Here is a 17537-nt window from a genome sequence, read left to right on the forward strand (position 1 = left end):
TATAAAGGTGGTTTATGTATTTTGACACAAAAAGACTATCGTGTATTGCTTTATTATAAATATGTTACGATTGAAGACCCTGTCGCATTTGCTGAAGAGCATTTAGCGCTTTGTAAAGAAATTGGGCTTCTTGGCCGTATTTTAGTAGGTCATGAAGGAATTAATGGCACGGTTTCAGGTACAATCGCACAAACCGATGCTTATATGAATCATATGCAGGCAGACCCTCGTTTTAGCGATATAATGTGGAAAATTGATGAGGCTGAGGGGCATACATTTAAAAAAATGCATGTACGCCCTCGCCGTGAAATTGTTCATTTAGGCTTAGAGCAGGATATTAATCCATTAGAAATTACAGGTGATTATTTATCACCTAAAGAATTTATGGAGCAAATGCAGGAAGAAGATACTATTATTATTGATGCACGCAATGATTATGAGTATGATTTAGGTCATTTCAAAGGTGCAATACGTCCTGATATTGAAACCTTCCGTGAGTTACCAGCTTGGATGGAAGAGCATAAAGAGGAATTTGCCGATAAAAAGATTTTAACCTATTGCACAGGTGGCATTCGCTGTGAAAAATTCTCAGGCTGGTTAAAACGTGAAGGCTATGGCAAAAGCGTAGGACAATTACATGGGGGTATCGCTACATATGCTAAAGACCCTGAAGTAAAAGGCCAGCTTTGGAATGGACAGATGTTTGTCTTTGACCGTCGTCGAAGTGTACCGATTAATCAAGTAGAGCATGTTATTGTTGGCAAGGATTATTTCACAGGAGAGCCTTCCGAACGCTATATCAACTGTGCAAATCCTGATTGTCATAAGCTCATGCTATGTGAGGAAAAGCATGAGGCCTTTTATATGCGTAGCTGTTCAGATAACTGTCGCCGTGCAGAGCGCAACTTCTTTGTTGATGAAAACGGTTGGACAAAGGAACAAGTAGAGGCTCAAATTGCTAAAATTGCCGAGGCTCAAAACACATCTTGTTGACAGGATATTCTTTTGACAAAGTGATTAATTTCTACAAAATATAATGAAAAAGAGCATCGTTCACCAAGACGATGCTCTTTTACTCTACTATATATTTTTTGTCTAAAATGTGACAACAAAAAATGTTCGTTTTCTCTATTAAAAATATCGAATATTAACATAAAACAACTATTTTCTCCCATTTAATTCCCATATATTTTTTTACTTATAAACTTCCTAAAAGCCTGATATTATCAAACTTTATAAATATTTCGAACGCCATCTTTGTACACCCCAAAAGAACGAACATTAAATCAAATTTTTATAATTAATGTTCGCATATATTTATTTTTCAGACTCTTGAAGTCAATATTTTTAAAGTTTTTTGGAAATATCATTGACAAAGATGAACAATAGGGATTATGATGTTAACAAATTTAATCACACAAAATATCGTGACGGGGACATACTAGTTGTCAGAAAATCCTCAGAGAGCTGATGGTTGGTGCAAATCAGTGATTTCTACAATAATAGTTCCACCCCTGAATAGATAGGCTGAACAACATTAAGTAAGTCTATCCGTCACATGCACGTTACGCATATAGCTAAGACTGCAAGAATGTCTATTTCTAGCAGTGATTAAGGGTGGTACCGCGAAAACCAATGTTTATTCAGCCTTTCGCCCCTTACAACACATCCCCTGTGTTTGTAAGAGGTGAAGGGCTTTTTTATATTGTTATTGATCTAGAAAGGAGATTGTTTTCATGCTGTAAGATGTTCGAATTTTCTAACTGCTGTAGATCAAAGACCATAATCTATTTTTATATAAAAGGAGCTAATTATCATGACAACTGCTACAAAAACAATTAACGTATTTATCGCTGATCCATTAAGTGAGGATGGTATTTTCCCATTACGTCAAGAGCAAGAATTAAATTTAAACATTATCATAGACACTGGCCTAGCACCAGAAGAATTAATCGCGAAAATTGCTGATGTCGATGTGTTGCTAGTACGCTCTCAAACAACTGTAACACGTGAAGTAATTGAGGCTGCGAAAAACTTAAAATTAATTGGTCGTGCAGGCGTTGGCGTGGATAATATCGACCTTGCTGCTGCAACTGAGCATGGCATTATTGTTGTCAATGCACCAGACGGTAATACAAACTCTGCTGCTGAACATACAATCGCTATGATGACATCTCTTGCTCGCCATATTCCACAAGCTTTTAATACATTAAAGAATGGAAAATGGGATCGCAAATCTTATGTTGGTGTAGAGCTGAAAAATAAAACTTTAGGTGTTGTAGGCTTCGGCCGAATCGGTGTTGAGGTTGCTTATCGTGCAAAAGGTCAACGCATGAATATTATGGCATACGATCCTTTCCTAACAGATGAACGTGCGAAAGAATTAGGTGTCACAAAGGCAACGGTTGAAGAAATTTGTGCAGCTGCAGATTTTATTACTGTACACACACCACTTCTTCCTGAAACACGTAATCTTATTAATAAAGAGAAATTTGCACTAATGAAAAACGGTGTACGCGTTATTAACTGTGCACGTGGCGGCATTATTAATGAGGATGATTTATATGATGCTATTGTTGAAGGTAAAGTAGCGGGCGCTGCTCTTGATGTATTCGTTTCTGAGCCAGCAACAGACCATAAGCTGCTTACTTTACCACAGGTTATTGCAACACCTCACTTAGGTGCATCTACAATTGAAGCACAGGAATCTGTAGCGGTTGATGTATCAAATGATATTATTAAATTTTATAAAACAGGAACTGTTACAAACCCTGTCAATATGCCATCTATTCCAAAAGAATTACTTGCACAAGTTGAGCCTTTCTTTGAACTAGCAGAAAAGCTTGGTTCATTCCTATCTCAAGTGACAACAGAGCCTGTAAAAGAAATTAACTTATCTTATGCTGGTCAAGTAGCGAACTACGATGTCCGCCCATTGACATCAAATGCATTGAAAGGTTTATTATCTAAAAATCATGGTAATCACGTTAATGATGTCAATGCCCGTTACTTATCTGAGCGAATTGGCATTAAAATTAATGAACATAAAACAACAACTGCTAAAGGCTTTACAAGCTTAATTACGATTGAAATTATTACAGCAAATGAAACACATACAGTAGCTGGTACATTATTAAATGGCTTAGGTGCACGTATTGTTAAAGTAGAGGATTATGTTGTAGACGTTATTCCTCAAGGTCACCTGCTTTATATTAAAAATACTGATAAACCAGGTGCAATCGGCCGTGTAGCAACAAAGCTTGCAGAAAAAGAAATCAATATCGCTACAATGCAGGTTGGTCGCGCACAAATTGGTGGAACAGCCGTTATGATGTTGACAGTTGATAATGTAGTAACAGAAGAAGACCTAGCATTTGTTGCACAGCTAGAAAATATTGATGAAGTAAAAGCGATTGACCTATAATATTTTTCATCTACAGCAGGGAGTTCCATACTCTCTGCTGTTTCTTTTTGGCAGCAAAACGATACTTTTTTCATGATTAATCGTCTTTAAGGGAGAGGAGGTGCGCAATTTGAAACTTGAAGAAATATTTTACTTACATAATCAAGCCATTTTTAAATACTTATACTACTTATTAAATGATGAAAAATTAGCTGAGGATTTTACACAGGAGACATTCATTCGTTATTGCAACTACCAGCAAGTCATTAAAGAAGGCGTGGAGCTAGCATGGCTACGACGTACCGCACGTAATATCGCCTATGATTATTACCGTCGGAAAAAGCTGATACAATTTGTTCCCTTTTTACAGCAGCATGAAGAACAAGCATCCCCTACTCCACATCAATGGCTAATGCAACAAGAGGATGCAAAAATGCTCTATCTCGCTATTCGTAAATTAAAAATGACCTATCGCGACGTTATTATTTTACGTAAAATTGAAGGCTTATCCATTGAGGAAACGTGCCATGTTTTAGGCTGGAATGAAGGAAAAGTAAAAAACACATTAAAGCGTGCACTCATTGCATTAAAAAAAGAGCTTGGAGGTGAATTTCATGAAGAATAAGAAGAAGGCATGGCAGCATTTACATAATTTAAAGCTATCGGAACAGCAGCAGCAACGTTTATTCTATCAAATCACAAAAACGACTACAGCAAAAAAACATTTCACTAAAAATAGCTGGAAAATTCTATCCTTGTCATTACTATTTCTCGCAGTGCTTTCAATCCTTCTACTATCCTTTGTTCAAGAGCCAATCCATCCGCCAACAACAGTAGATGCCACGAAAACAATAGATAGAGTCTATGTAAAGAAAAATAGCCATAAGGATACCTTTATAGCCAAAGCTTCCTGCCTTTATGTGCCTCAGCAATGCTATACTAATCATAAGACGTTAGTACAGCTAGAAAAGGATTTAGCGAATGCTTCACCTGTTTCCATATCCCCAAGCCCATCAAGTGCTAATTACTATGATGTATTCATTCGTTATGATAATGGAACAGAAGAAAAATGGAAGGTACTGAATAACAATACATTCTGGAATATTGAAACAGAGCAGGCGGTTCAGCTCGATGGACTCTTTTACTCCCTATGGTACTATGATGATGGGAAAAGTTCGATAAAAATTTTAATGGGCAATATTTTTATCTTCCTAGCATCTTTTCTATTATGGATTGCCAAAAAAAGAATGCCTAATACAGAGCGTCGTTTTTTTGCCGCAACCGTTGAGCATGCTATCGCCAATGTGATTATGCTTATATTATTTGGAGGGACTTTACTCTTTATATATCTTTTACAGCATATGGTTCACGCTATGATTATTTACAGCCTTTTTATGCTCTACTCGATTGCACAAATTTACTATCGCAAAAAAGCTGGAGAGCCTCAAGCTTATTTAATCGTCTATGTCCTTATCCAGCTTTGTTTAGCAATCGGCTTTACCTATTTATATGTGGGAATCAGTACCCCTTTTTAACACTTACAAACAAGGAGAGCAAATATGACAACGATTGATTTATATACAATGTGCATCGTGCAGGATGGCGATAAAATATTATTATTAAATAGACCCGTGGAAAGAGGATTTCCAGGCTATATTGGTGCTGGTGGAAAAGTAGATTTCCCTGAAAGCTTAACTGAAGCGGCTATCCGTGAAGTAAAGGAAGAAACAGGCTTAATGGTGAAAGATTTAGTTTATAAAGGGCTTGATGAATATGTTGACCCAAAGAAAAACTATCGTTATATGGTGTTTAACTATTTAGCTACATCGTTTGAAGGCACACTGCTCAAAAATCCGCCAGAAGGTGAATTAGTATGGGTTCCTCTTAACGAAGCCTACAATCTTCCTATGCAGCCTTGGTTTAAACGAAGATTACCATTATTTTTTGAGGAAGGAACATTTGAAATTTATGAGGTTTGGGATAAAGAGCAGCAGCAAACAATAAAAGAATCTATTAAAAGGTTATAATCTAGCAAAAAACCAAACTATTCAAGTCGCAATAGTTTGGTTTCTTTTATTAATTATAGTTCCTTTACAAGTTCCAATAATGCTGTTAATGAATCGACTTCATAAGTAGGTGTTACAGCACCGTTTACAACATTGTTTTCGCGGTTAATCCAAACATTTCGCATCCCTACACGAGAGGAGCCTAAAATATCTGTATTTAAATTATCACCAACCATAATCGCATCATCAGCCGTAATACCTACCTTCTCCATAACATGCTCAAAAATAGCTGCATCTGGCTTTCCTTTGCCAAAATCCCCTGAAATAATAATATGATCGAAATATGGCGCAATTTCTGGTGTAATTTCGAGCTTTAAATTTTGTAAGCTTGGTGCACCGTTTGTTAGTAATATCAATTGATATTTCCCCTTTAATGCATCAAGCACAGCAAATGTATCTTCATATAAAAATGGCGATACTTTACGCTCTGCTACAAAACGCTCCCCTAGCTCTGCTCCAAACGCAGCATCCTCAATGCCAAGAGCCGCTAAGCCATTTGTCCAAGCAGCTGCACGATAGGCTGGTGCAATTTCTTTCATTTTTTGAAACGAATCTGTTGGATCATCAAAAGACCCCCAAAGTCCCTCAAATGGATTGATGCCAATTAATACCGTATAATCATATGTTTCATAGCCTTCATATAATGTACGTGCCTCTGTGCGTACAGCTTCCTCTAGCTCATCAGCATTTACATGATGTACTGTCGCGGCATAATCACATGTTTTTTCAAATGCTGTTTTAACAGATTTCTTATCCCATAATAATGTATCATCTAAATCAAAAATAATTGTATTAATAGCCATTCTGTCCGCTCCTAGCCTTCAATTGATACAACTATTTTAACATATTTTCAAAATATTTAGAGCGCTCTCTAACAAAAAACTATAGGAAGATTTATTCATTATAAAAGCTTTTAAAAAATTCTTTGTTCTGTTTCTTTGTCAAAAAAATGAGCCTTAGCCATATTAAATTGTAAGGAAATTGCATCACCTATATTAAATTTTGAAGCAGTGTTGAGCTTGGCAATGATCTGCTCACCATATAAATCACAATAGAGAATGGCTTCAGAGCCTAGTATTTCTATGACGGTGATTATTGCTTGATACGTTTCCTTCTCCATCTGTCCATAGGAAATGTCTTCAGGACGTATACCAAGAACTAATTCTTTATGTAAGTAGCCTTTGTCCAACAGTAATGCCATATCTTCAGCATTGATGTTGACGAGGAAGCCGTTTACGTTAAAACCTTCAGTTGTTAGGATGCCATAAAAAAAATTCATTGATGGTGAGCCTATAAAATCTGCTACAAAAATATTTTGCGGTTTTTCATATACTTCATAGGGCGTTCCAATTTGCAGCATCTTTCCATCCTTCATTACAACAATTCTTGATGCCATTGTTAACGCTTCTGTTTGATCATGTGTGACATAAATTGTAGTTGTTTGTAGATGCCTATGCAGTTGAATAATCTCTGTACGCATATGCATTCTTAGCTTGGCATCTAAATTTGACAAAGGCTCGTCCAGTAAAAAAACTTTCGCATCTCTGACAATTGCTCGACCTAATGCTACTCTTTGCCGTTGCCCACCAGACAAAGATTTTGGCTTCTTATTGAGATACTTCGTTAAATCTAAAATCTCAGCAATTCGCTCAATTTTTCTTTTTATCTCATATTTATTAATCTTTTGTAATTTTAAATTAAATGCCATATTGTCATAAATACTTAAATGAGGATAAAGTGCATAATTTTGAAACACCATAGCGATATTGCGGTCTTTAGGCTTTAACTCATTGACAAGCACTCCATCTATTAAAATTTCACCTGATGAAATGCCCTCTAAGCCCGCTATCATTCTTAAAGTTGTTGATTTTCCACATCCAGATGGGCCAACAAGCACAATAAATTCCTTATCCATTACTTCTAAATTAAAATTCTCCACCGCATTTGTGCCATCGCTATATGTTTTATAAATATGCTTTAATTGTAAATGAGCCATCCAATCCCTCCAATCAATAACTATCTAAATAAAATGTGTATCGTTCTTATTAGCGATGGTTATTTTTTTTGCGTAGTTTATCCATTAAACGTTGAATATTGGCTTGTCTTTGCTCCGTTTCTTCCTTTAATATTTCAATGTTGTAGTGTCCGTCGATTTCTTCTATTTGCACACGTGCACCTACCTCTACAGGCTTGCTCATGGCTGACTGTGAAATAATAAGTTGTTCTTCTTCCGCTGGATACTTTAAAAACACCGCATAGCCATCTTCAATACGGTCTAACGTGTATTTAGTCAAGCTCACTTACAAGTTCCCCTTTCTCATTTCGTAGTTGTGCAGCATCTCCATCATTTAACCAAATTTGCCTCGTTGTCCATTTTATATAATTTTTTCCCTCTCGTGCATCTGTGCCACTTGTAATATAAATAGTTTTACCTGGCTGTAATGATACATTAGGAAACTTAAAAACTTGATTTCCTTCTATTGAAATCAGTTGCCAATCCTTTAAAGATACAGTTTGTTGCCCATTATTTTTAATTTCTACAATTTCAGCTACTAAGTCTTTGCTCACAATATCAATAGCTGTTGTTGGTGCTGATGCTTCTACCTTGTATGCTTCCTCATCATTTACGGCATAGTTTACCCCATCTGTTGATACAATAATCGTTCCTTCCTTAGCAGTGGCATAGACTTTACTACCAACTGTCTGTAAACGCTCCATCACTTCAGCGTGTGGATGACCATATTTATTATCCTGTCCATAGCTTAAGATTGTTACCTTAGGTTTAACAGCTTGAATAAAGTCTGCTGAGCTACTTGTATTAGAGCCGTGATGCCCAGCCTTTAGCACAGTTGCGCTTACATCGTATTGTAGCATTTCTTTTTCTAAGGCTATACCAGCATCCCCAGTTAATAAAAAGGATACATTGCCATATGCTATTTTTAAAACAATTGAAGCATCATTATTATCTGCGGCATTTTCGTCAGCATTAAGCACCTTGACACTTAAATCCTTATCAAAATCAAGCGTGTCACCTGTTTTTGGTATATGATAAGGAATATTTTTCTCATCAATTAGCATTAGCATTTCTTCAAAGGTTTGCGAAGTATGTACCTTACCTGAATCGTAAAACTGCTGAATTGACATAGCATTTAATACAGGTATTAGCCCGCCAATATGGTCAGCATCAGGATGTGTCGCAACGACTATATCAAGCTTATTAACACCAAGTTCCTTCAAATAAGCAACAACCTGTTGCCCTGCTCCTTTTACACCACCGTCTACAAGCATTGTTTTACCATTTGGCGACTCTAGTAAAATCGAATCTCCCTGCCCTACATCAATAAAATGAACACGCATATCGTGACCAGCCGTTACAGGAATTTTCTCTGTCTTCACTGCCTCAGTACAGCCTGCTACTAGCAAAATACAAAGTAATACTACGATTATTTTTTTCATGAACTAACTCCCTTTCTTTTTCTATTATACAAAAAAGAGAGCTAGCCATGGGGGCAGCTCCTTTATCTTAATTCAGCAAATTCCTTTTGTATCGAAAGCATTAACGACAGGTACAATTAAGCTGGGGCGTAATTGATTCTTTAAACAAATATCCACCATAGCACCATCGTAATAATAATGGTTACAAGACCTTGCAATAATGTTGCAACGGTTTGTGCTTTATAGGCTTGTGTAACTTCCATACCACTATACTGTGTAATGACCCAGAAAAAACTATCATTCACATGGCTTACTGTCATTGCCCCAGCACCAATTGCCATCACCACTAATGCTAATGGTACCGCTCCATCAATTCCCAATGTCACAAGCATTGGGGCTACTAAAGTAGAGGTAATCACAAGAGCTGTTGTGGAAGAACCTTGAGCTGTTTTCAACGCTGCTGCTACTATAAACGGCACAAGCAGGAATAATGTGCCTGATGCAAACATTCCTAAATCCATTTCCTGTAGCATTTCTCCAACACCTGCATTTTTAATAACTGTACCAAATGAACCACCAGCTCCTGTAATCAATAAAATAGGAGCCGCTTCTTTTAAGCTTTCACCAATCCAGCCTGTTAATGTTGTTTCACTAATTTCAGGTAATAATAAAAAGGCAGCCGCTACCCCTAAAAACAATGCAACTGTTGGCGAACCTAAAAATTTAAAGATAGTGTTCAATGTGGATTCTGTATCTCCAACTAATGCTGCGACAGAGCCAAGACCAATTAAAACGATTGGTAGGATGATTGGTAAAAATGCTTTAAAGGTTGATGGCATTTTCCCAAAGGATTTAATGACTTCCTCATAATCTAATGCCTCTACCTCATCTTCAGGAACTCGAATTTTTGTCGCCACTTTTACTGACCATAGATAACCTACAAATGTCGCTGGTATCGCTACTAGTAAACCAATGACAATGACTGTTCCTAAATAATCTGCTGCGCCAATATTTCCTGCTGCTGCAATAGGCCCTGGAGTTGGTGGTACTAATACATGCGTTGCAAATAAGCCAGTTGCTAGAGCTACTGCCATAGATGCAATCGTGACATTCGCTCGCTTTGCCAATGATTTTTGCAAGCTAGATAAAATAATAAAGCCTGAATCACAAAATACTGGAATAGACACGATATAACCAATTAAAGACATTGCTAATTGTGGACGTTTTGGACCAACAATCCGTAGCACTACCTCTGCCATACGATAGGCAGCACCTGATTTTTCTAAAATTAACCCTATAATCGTTCCAGCGATAATAACTAAGCCAATGCTTGTCATTAGACCGCCAAATCCTGTATTAATACTTTCTACTACCGTTAATAACGGCATACCTGAAGCAATTCCAACGAAGAAAGCACTTATTAATAAAGCTAAAAATGGATGAAGCTTTAATTTTGCTGTTCCCACTACAACAAACAATACCCCTATTAAAATAATAATGAACAACATTTAATCATCCCCTTTTTGTATGTAATGTTCAAAAATTCCCCTTGCTTTTAAAGAAATAAAATACGCAGGTTTTTGTAGTGCCTGTCGAATAGTTACCTCCTCATCTACCAATGACTCCACAATACAAAAATGCTTTTGAAGTGCAGGTTTAGCCTCTGTATCAATTCCTCCAGACAATAAAATTGCTTCTACATTTGCGAGCTTCGCAGCTTTTGCTACCCCTATTGGTGCTTTGCCATGCAATGTTTGCAAATCAGATTTTCCTTCACCTGTTATAATCATCTGTGCATCTAGTAAATGCCTTTGTAGCTGTACAGCATCCATCACAATATCAATGCCTGCATAAAAGGTTCCTTGTAAAAATGCAATTAAAGCCCCACCCATTCCACCAGCAGCTCCTGCACCTTTATAATCATGTAAACGAATGGCAAATTGCCTTTCAACAATATCCGCAAATTGCTTTAAACAGTTATCAAAATGTGCAATTTGATGTGCTATAACACCTTTTTGTGGACCAAAAACCGCTGTTGCACCCCGCTGACCAATTAAAGGATTATCCACATCACAAGCAATTGTAAATGTTGCTTCTTTTACTCTTCTATCAAGTTTGCTAATATCTATAGTGTTTAACTGTAATAAATGTGAAATACCATGCTCAAGCTCTACGCCATCCTCATTTAAAAAGCGCACACCTAAAGCCTTTAACATACCAACTCCAGCATCATTTGTTGCGCTACCACCAATACCAACAATAAATTTTCTAAAGCCTTGGTCAAGCGCTGCCTTAATTAATTGACCTGTTCCATAAGAAGAGGCATACTCAGGATTTTTTTCATTATCTTGCAACAGCATAATTCCTGAGGCCTGTGCCATTTCTATCACACATGTTTCCTGATCACCCAATACACCATATTGTGCTGGAATAGTTCTTCCTAGTGGGTCTAATACATTCACTGAAAAATATTGACCATCTGTAGAGGTAATAAGCGAGTCAAGCGTTCCCTCCCCACCATCTGCAATTGGTAGAATAATGGTTTCAATCATTGGATTTGCTTCTAAAATTCCTTTTTGCATCGCTTTAGCAACTTCAACAGCTGATAATGTGCCTTTGTAGGAATCTGGACTAATAATAACTTTCATGCTACCCCCTCCATTATTTAGATAACCCAAAAGTTAAGCGCTTACATTTTATTATAATGACAAAAAATTTAGAAAACACTATACTGAGTGTATAAATTAACTGTCCTATAACAATTTATTTTTTATATGAGGTGTATAAACATGCTAACAAAAAAATTGGCAGAGGAAATTGTCTATCAAACAATGTTGCGCTTACGCCATAATATTAATGTCATTAGTCCAACAGGGGTTATCCTTGCCTCTGGCGATAGGATGCGAGTGGAAAATATTCATGAAGGCGCACTTTATGTAGCACAAACGAAACAGACATTAATTATTAATGAAGACAATATAGCATTATATCCGAATACAAAGCCTGGCATTAATATGCCTATTCTGTATCAGGATGAGGTAGTTGGCGTCATTGGGATTACAGGGGAATCTAAGGATATGCTTGATATTGCTAACCTTGTCCAGCTAACAACAGAAATCATGACACATCAAGCACTTGTTGAGTCAAAAAGTGAATGGCAGCGGAAAAATAACGACTATATCTTTGAGGCACTTGTACATGGTAGTAAGCTAGATGCTGCTTTAAATGAGCGAATGCAAAAATTACCCTTTACACTTAAAGCTCCTTTTCAAGTTATTTTAGTAAGCTTAAATGAATCCTCCTATGCAGAAAATACAATGCCATTCTTTTTTGAGGATTTATTTTATAAGCAGCCTGTTCTCGCTGGTCATAGTCAATTGCAGGAATATTATATTCTGCTAAGCGACTATCAAGAGCAGCGTTCCCGCTCCATTTTAAAAGCGTTACGCAAGAAAAAGCAGAAACTCGCTTCCTTACAAATTGGTATCGGACCTGTTGTGCAGCATTTATCACAGCTTCCCTATAGCTATCAGGGAGCTAAAACGGCTTTAAAGTTTGCAACAATCCATAATGAACTAACCTTTTTTGAGGATGTGGAACTATTTTCACTTTTTAAAGACCATGAATTTGAAGAGGTACAAGCATTTCAGCAGCGAATACTGCAAAAGATAAATGCAAAACAACTGGAAACATTGCAGACATTTTTCGACTGTAATTTACAGCTTAAACTTTGTGCGCAACAATTAAATATTCATCGCCATACACTTACATATCGATTAAATAAAATAAGAGAACTAACAGGCTATGATCCACAATATTTTGAGGATGCAGTGATTTTAAAAATCGCATGTACATTGCGAACACTCTCAATAAGTAAAGAGCTGTCTAAAAAGGGAAGACCTTTCTAGACAGCTAAAACTGTTATCTTAAATATTTGCTAAAAACCTATGTTTCTATAGTAGTTACACTAAAGTACTATCACCCTCTGTTTCAAAAGGCATGTCCTTATTACTATGCTTTATATAGCTCATCTAAAAGCTCGATTTTTTTACCAATAGCCTCTTCAAAGGTCATAATATAGGCAGCAGGGTCTTTTGGATTGTGGAACTGTGTGATTTTCCCTGTGTCAGGATGCACAAATTTTGAGGATGCTCCGCAGCCAATTCCTAAAATCGTTTGCACTTCTTCCATAATCACAATATTATAGATACTTTCCTCACCAGCCTTGCTATAGCCAACATTCTCTAAATTACCTAAAATATTTTTTTGACGATATAAATAGTATGGTACATAGTTATTTTCCTTTGTCCATACCTGTGCCATCTGCATCATTTCGGCAACTGTATCACGATCCGCAACTTTATATTTTTCCTTATTACGTGTCATTTCAGAAGCACGTTTAAATGACAATGTATGAACCGTCAATGACTCAGGCTGCATTTTAGCAGATTCCTCTAATGAATGCTGAAATTCCTCAACACCTTCATTCGGCAAGCCAATAATCAAGTCCATATTAATATTGTTCATACCTGATTCACGTGCAAGCCAAAACTTATCGATGGTTTCTTGAACAGTATGATGGCGGCCAATTGCTTTTAATGTTTCATCTGTATAGGATTGTGGATTCACACTTATACGATCAATCCCCCATTTTTTCAGTACTGCTAATTTTTCAGGTGTAATCGTATCAGGTCTTCCAGCCTCAACAGTGACCTCTCGAATCGTTTCAGGGTTTGGGAATGAGTCATACATTGTTTGGTATAAGGCATCCATTTCATCTGCCTCAATGGACGTTGGTGTACCACCTCCCCAATAAATAGAGGTAATGGTCATATTATTGTCCTTTAACCATTTGCCCATTTCACGTAATTCTATATGCAAACCATCTAAAAATGTAGTGACACGACCCTGTTTGCGGTTACTACCAATCGCATATGCTGGGAATGTACAATATGCACATTTTGTTGGGCAAAATGGAATGCCGATATAAATACTAATTTCCTTTCCAATATCGTCTATATCAGGAATCGTTACTAATTGACGATCTACAATTTCCTTCAATAGTGCAACCTTCTCCTTTGATAGACGGAAATCTCGGATTAATAGCTCAGCAATTTCCTGCTCACTTTTACCTGCTTTTCTAAATTTATGATAGAGCTTTGTTGGGCGTACTCCTGTTAAAATCCCCCATTGCTGATGCATCCCTGTATGCTGCTCTAATACATCTAAAAATACATGTGACAATGCACGCTTTATACGAATATTGAGCTCTCGATCTGTTGCGACTGATTCATATTGAATACTGTAATGTGTTGTATATTCTTTACCATCTACTGTTAATATAGCTTTTGTCGTTATTGAAAAATCATCTCCAACCTCATAGGAAAATGATGCAGCCATCTCCGCATCCTCTGGTTCCACCTTTAGCTTGGAATCCTCAAAAAATAAATTCGCTATATGGTTTAATACGCGAATCCAATCCTCAGGGTATTTTTGATCTATGTGAATAATTTTCATAATATTATCGCTCTCTTCTTTCCTTATTCCAAATATATTGCAAACTTAAGTTTAACAAATTTTATTAACTTTAAGCAAAACAACAAAAATGACAGAATATTCTGTTATTTATAGACAAAAAAATTTTTTCTTATTATAATTTTTAAAAAGGGTGGTGTTAATAGTGAGTATTTTAAAGAATAATCGTATGCCCGTTTCGAATTTTATCCAACAAGTAGAAGTCGTATTCCACCATTTCGATGTAGAACGCTGTGATGACAAAACATTGTATATCGCTGTCTTATTAAAGTATGATATACATAAAGTTTTGTGTGACTTTATCTACATTATTGATCAACAGGACATTTATGGTGCTATTTCTATTAATAAGCATTATGAAAATGCTAGGAAATTTATCCAACAGCATTTCCAACAATTTTTATTATACTCAGATGAATTACTATTAGCTAAAAATTTTATGCACACCCATGCTTTCAAACAATGCCTTCAACAATTTATGAAAAAGTATCCTACAATTATTTCCTCGAAAATAATTTCTACAGCTTAAATAGGATACACTTAAACATCTGAAATACATCCTATTTGTGGACAATTTAATAAAGGAAATGCAGTTATCAATTAAGACACAATGAGATGACTTCGGTAAATAGCCAAAGTCATCTTTTTAATGTCCATAAAGCCCTGTTCTCCTAAACTCCAACTATATAACGGCACATTAAGCTGTTTTACACTAATAAACCCTAAGTCAAATACAACTTTTCGAAAGGTTTGGCATAGACCTTTCTCCTCAATAGCCTCATTAGATATGAAAATACTATTTGCATATTCCTGAAATATAGAAAAACCCCGTATAGGTTCACTTCACAAAGTGTCACTATTCGGGGCTTAGTTCAATTATACTGAAGTGTGCTCTTTTTTATTCACTATTTCAAATAATTGTTAATCAATTCAACGGGTACATATGTTGTTGCACCATTTAACAATGCAGGAGCTACTTGCAGTGTGTGCAGTGCTTGATTAAAATGAAATGCTTTTTCTCCACGCGTCATTGTGTATGTCGTATCTCCTTTTGTCAAGATCACCGTTTTTCCTGTTGCCACTACTTGATAGCCAAGCTTTTCAGCGATTGAGCGTAATGGGACCATTTTTATACCTGCGACCTCATAAGCTTCTGATGCAATAATAGCAGTAATTTCTGCCTCTATTGGGTCAATTACGCTTTCATCAGCATTATCTAGCACAATAATTTTTGTTGGTGTTGTTTGTGCTGGAATGCTTTTAGTTGAAGCTGTATAAAACACAACAAGATGCTTATTTGTTAAGTCTTTAGATGCTACTGTTTCTCCCTTAGCATTTAACAGCTCTGTGTCATCTCCAATATTTAACTTCAATAAATTATACGTATTTACCAAATTCTCAAAGAAATAATCAACTTCCACAAAGCCAGCGTCCTCTGACTCAACAATTACTACATCAGGATCAAACTGCGGTGGATAAATATATTTTTGTGGCTTGTTGGCAAATGTATATGCCACGACTTTGTCTCCCTCTTTTAGTTCTACTCTTTTACCAGTATTATCAAAGACAAGCGTATCTTTTGTAATTTCTAAAACATTTATTTGCTCATCGTCTTTCACTGTATAATATGTAATATTTTCACCAACACGGATATCCTCAACCATGCCACGTGTGTCATCGAAAATATATACAGGTTGAATTTGTGGAACCTCTAACTCAGTCATATGCTCATTTGCTGAAGCTGTTGGTACTACAACGCTGCCAAATAATAATGCAGTCATTGCTACAGGTGCTAATTTTTTCATCTTCATAAAGTATCTCTCCTTATTACTTGGATTCACTATAGTAGTAGCTTTTAAATGGAAAAAGTTTCATTGAACATAGAAAAATTATTAAAGGAGATAATTGGGTAATATTCCATTATATAATTCAATATGTTATAGTCTGATTTGGTGATTAATCCATAAAGGGGGGATGTTATATTGAAAAAAATAAGTATACCTTTTTTATTTTTAAGCTTTTTATTAATTGCTTGTCAGGATCAACAAGTAAATGAGCCATCTAGCGCTGATTCTTCTAAGGTTACTCAAGAGGAAGACTTATCTTTATCGACTGAAGAATGGCAGCAATTAGCATTAGACAGCACATGGTATCGTAATAGCAATATTCCTAGTGAAGATACATACTATAAAATGGTAGACTTTGAGGGAGATCAAGTACCTGAAATTTTTATTGGCTATAGTGGCACAAATTATGGCTATATTATTGGGAAATTTAATAAAGATAACAAATCATGGTCATTATGGGCTGCTCAACAATATGAAACACCTATTCATGGCGAGGTTCGTTTTAAAGATATACTAAAAAACAACAACGACCAAGAGCTTCCGCTAATAACTATTTTTTCTGCTGGAGCCTCTAATTACACGGAGGTGCTCCATTTATTGAAAGTATCGGATGATGGCGATAAAATTATTAGTGGTCAAACTTATAGCCTTTCCATGAATAGAAATTTAATTGTAGATACCTCTACCAATTCGTTTACCATTCAAGAGGAAAATTATTTAGAGCATTATGAGCTTCAAGACAATGCAATTATAAGTGAATATGGCACTGTTAAATTAAATTCTGGACTGCCTATCATTCAAAACGAAAAATTGTTGGCATTACTAAACAATAGTTTCTTTAAAACAGGTATTATTTTTGGAGATAGTTATTCAACCGCCAAAATTAAAGCTGGAACTCCAGTCAATGAGGACTATTATGAAGGTGGTTTCTGTTCTTTTTATGATGACTACTTTTTTTGTTTAGCAGAAGATGAAATTCCTCCTAGCCATTTTTATCTATCAAAATTTAAAAATGTCACAAGGGAAAATTTAGAAAAGGCTATCAATCAAACAATTCAAATTTTATCCTATGAAAGATATGGAGACCCTGATGATATTGTCTATTTTGGTGAATTTGAATTTGAAGATGTTTACTATTATGCTGAATTCAGCAATGATCAAAACAATGCAGCCCTATTAAACTTATCTTTAAGTTTAGTGGCTTCCACAAACTAAAAATAAAACCTACCAGTAGCATGTGCTGGTAGGTTT

Annotated in this window: 16 protein-coding genes and 1 other annotated feature; of the genes, 8 read left to right on the plus strand and 8 right to left on the minus strand. The window is 36.1% G+C overall.

Features of this window, described 5'->3' with window-relative positions; all coding sequences use genetic code 11:
• The first annotated feature begins 21 nt into the window (after positions 1 to 21).
• The 5 genes from trhO to MHB42_RS16100 all read left to right on the plus strand — a co-directional run bounded on the left by trhO (position 22) and on the right by MHB42_RS16100 (position 5430).
• Positions 22 to 993 carry an oxygen-dependent tRNA uridine(34) hydroxylase TrhO gene (trhO, locus tag MHB42_RS16080; protein WP_340807434.1) on the plus strand — a complete coding sequence of 324 codons (972 nt, stop codon included), beginning with the start codon at positions 22 to 24 and terminating at the stop codon, positions 991 to 993.
• Between the two features lie 425 nt (positions 994 to 1418).
• Positions 1419 to 1662: a binding site (T-box leader), on the plus strand.
• 154 nt (positions 1663 to 1816) lie between these two features.
• A complete protein-coding gene (serA, locus tag MHB42_RS16085) occupies positions 1817 to 3424 on the plus strand; it encodes a phosphoglycerate dehydrogenase (RefSeq protein WP_340807436.1) in 1608 nt (535 codons plus the stop codon).
• Between the two features lie 100 nt (positions 3425 to 3524).
• The gene (locus tag MHB42_RS16090; RefSeq protein WP_340807437.1) at positions 3525 to 4028 is read left to right on the plus strand and encodes an RNA polymerase sigma factor; all 504 of its coding nucleotides are present in this window, start codon (positions 3525 to 3527) and stop codon (positions 4026 to 4028) included.
• Positions 4018 to 4938 carry a hypothetical protein gene (locus MHB42_RS16095; protein ID WP_340807438.1) on the plus strand — a complete coding sequence of 307 codons (921 nt, stop codon included), beginning with the start codon at positions 4018 to 4020 and terminating at the stop codon, positions 4936 to 4938. The genes MHB42_RS16090 and MHB42_RS16095 overlap by 11 nt, the downstream gene beginning before the upstream one ends.
• A 24-nt stretch (positions 4939 to 4962) precedes the next feature.
• On the plus strand, positions 4963 to 5430 hold the full coding sequence (locus tag MHB42_RS16100) for an 8-oxo-dGTP diphosphatase (RefSeq protein ID WP_340807439.1): 468 nt from the start codon (positions 4963 to 4965) through the stop codon (positions 5428 to 5430).
• A 53-nt stretch (positions 5431 to 5483) separates the two neighbouring features.
• Here MHB42_RS16100 and MHB42_RS16105 read toward each other — a convergent pair whose 3' ends face one another.
• The 6 genes from MHB42_RS16105 to MHB42_RS16130 form a co-directional block, all read right to left on the minus strand.
• Positions 5484 to 6272, minus strand: coding sequence for an HAD family hydrolase (locus MHB42_RS16105; protein ID WP_340807441.1), 789 nt, complete (start codon positions 6270 to 6272; stop codon positions 5484 to 5486).
• Between the two features lie 110 nt (positions 6273 to 6382).
• Positions 6383 to 7465 (minus strand): ABC transporter ATP-binding protein, encoded by a 1083-nt coding sequence (locus MHB42_RS16110; protein ID WP_340807442.1) that lies wholly within the window; start codon positions 7463 to 7465, stop codon positions 6383 to 6385.
• Between the two features lie 49 nt (positions 7466 to 7514).
• Positions 7515 to 7769 (minus strand): DUF3006 domain-containing protein, encoded by a 255-nt coding sequence (locus MHB42_RS16115; protein ID WP_340807443.1) that lies wholly within the window; start codon positions 7767 to 7769, stop codon positions 7515 to 7517.
• The gene (locus tag MHB42_RS16120) at positions 7756 to 8925 is read right to left on the minus strand and encodes an MBL fold metallo-hydrolase (protein ID WP_340807445.1); all 1170 of its coding nucleotides are present in this window, start codon (positions 8923 to 8925) and stop codon (positions 7756 to 7758) included. The genes MHB42_RS16115 and MHB42_RS16120 overlap by 14 nt, the downstream gene beginning before the upstream one ends.
• A gap of 140 nt (positions 8926 to 9065) precedes the next feature.
• A complete protein-coding gene (locus MHB42_RS16125) occupies positions 9066 to 10412 on the minus strand; it encodes a GntP family permease (protein WP_340807447.1) in 1347 nt (448 codons plus the stop codon).
• The gene (locus MHB42_RS16130) at positions 10413 to 11552 is read right to left on the minus strand and encodes a glycerate kinase (RefSeq protein ID WP_340807448.1); all 1140 of its coding nucleotides are present in this window, start codon (positions 11550 to 11552) and stop codon (positions 10413 to 10415) included.
• Between the two features lie 141 nt (positions 11553 to 11693).
• On the opposite strand from MHB42_RS16130, the gene MHB42_RS16135 reads away from it, so the two are divergent.
• On the plus strand, positions 11694 to 12812 hold the full coding sequence (locus MHB42_RS16135) for a CdaR family transcriptional regulator (RefSeq protein ID WP_340807449.1): 1119 nt from the start codon (positions 11694 to 11696) through the stop codon (positions 12810 to 12812).
• Between the two features lie 103 nt (positions 12813 to 12915).
• Here the strand turns inward: MHB42_RS16135 and MHB42_RS16140 are convergent, their stop codons facing one another.
• Complete coding sequence (locus MHB42_RS16140; protein ID WP_340807450.1) at positions 12916 to 14421, minus strand: coproporphyrinogen III oxidase; 1506 nt, start codon at positions 14419 to 14421, stop codon at positions 12916 to 12918.
• A 163-nt stretch (positions 14422 to 14584) separates the two neighbouring features.
• On the opposite strand from MHB42_RS16140, the gene MHB42_RS16145 reads away from it, so the two are divergent.
• Positions 14585 to 14968 carry a hypothetical protein gene (locus tag MHB42_RS16145; protein WP_340807452.1) on the plus strand — a complete coding sequence of 128 codons (384 nt, stop codon included), beginning with the start codon at positions 14585 to 14587 and terminating at the stop codon, positions 14966 to 14968.
• Positions 14969 to 15344: 376 nt separating this feature from the next.
• On the opposite strand, the gene MHB42_RS16150 is transcribed toward MHB42_RS16145, so the two are convergent.
• Entirely contained in the window at positions 15345 to 16250 is a 906-nt protein-coding gene (locus MHB42_RS16150; protein ID WP_340807453.1) for a copper amine oxidase N-terminal domain-containing protein, read from the minus strand.
• A 171-nt stretch (positions 16251 to 16421) separates the two neighbouring features.
• On the opposite strand from MHB42_RS16150, the gene MHB42_RS16155 reads away from it, so the two are divergent.
• Positions 16422 to 17501 (plus strand): hypothetical protein, encoded by a 1080-nt coding sequence (locus tag MHB42_RS16155; RefSeq protein WP_340807454.1) that lies wholly within the window; start codon positions 16422 to 16424, stop codon positions 17499 to 17501.
• The last annotated feature ends 36 nt before the right edge of the window (positions 17502 to 17537 follow it).

It is taken from the genome of Lysinibacillus sp. FSL K6-0232, from assembly GCF_038008325.1.
GTDB lineage: Bacteria > Bacillota > Bacilli > Bacillales_A > Planococcaceae > Lysinibacillus.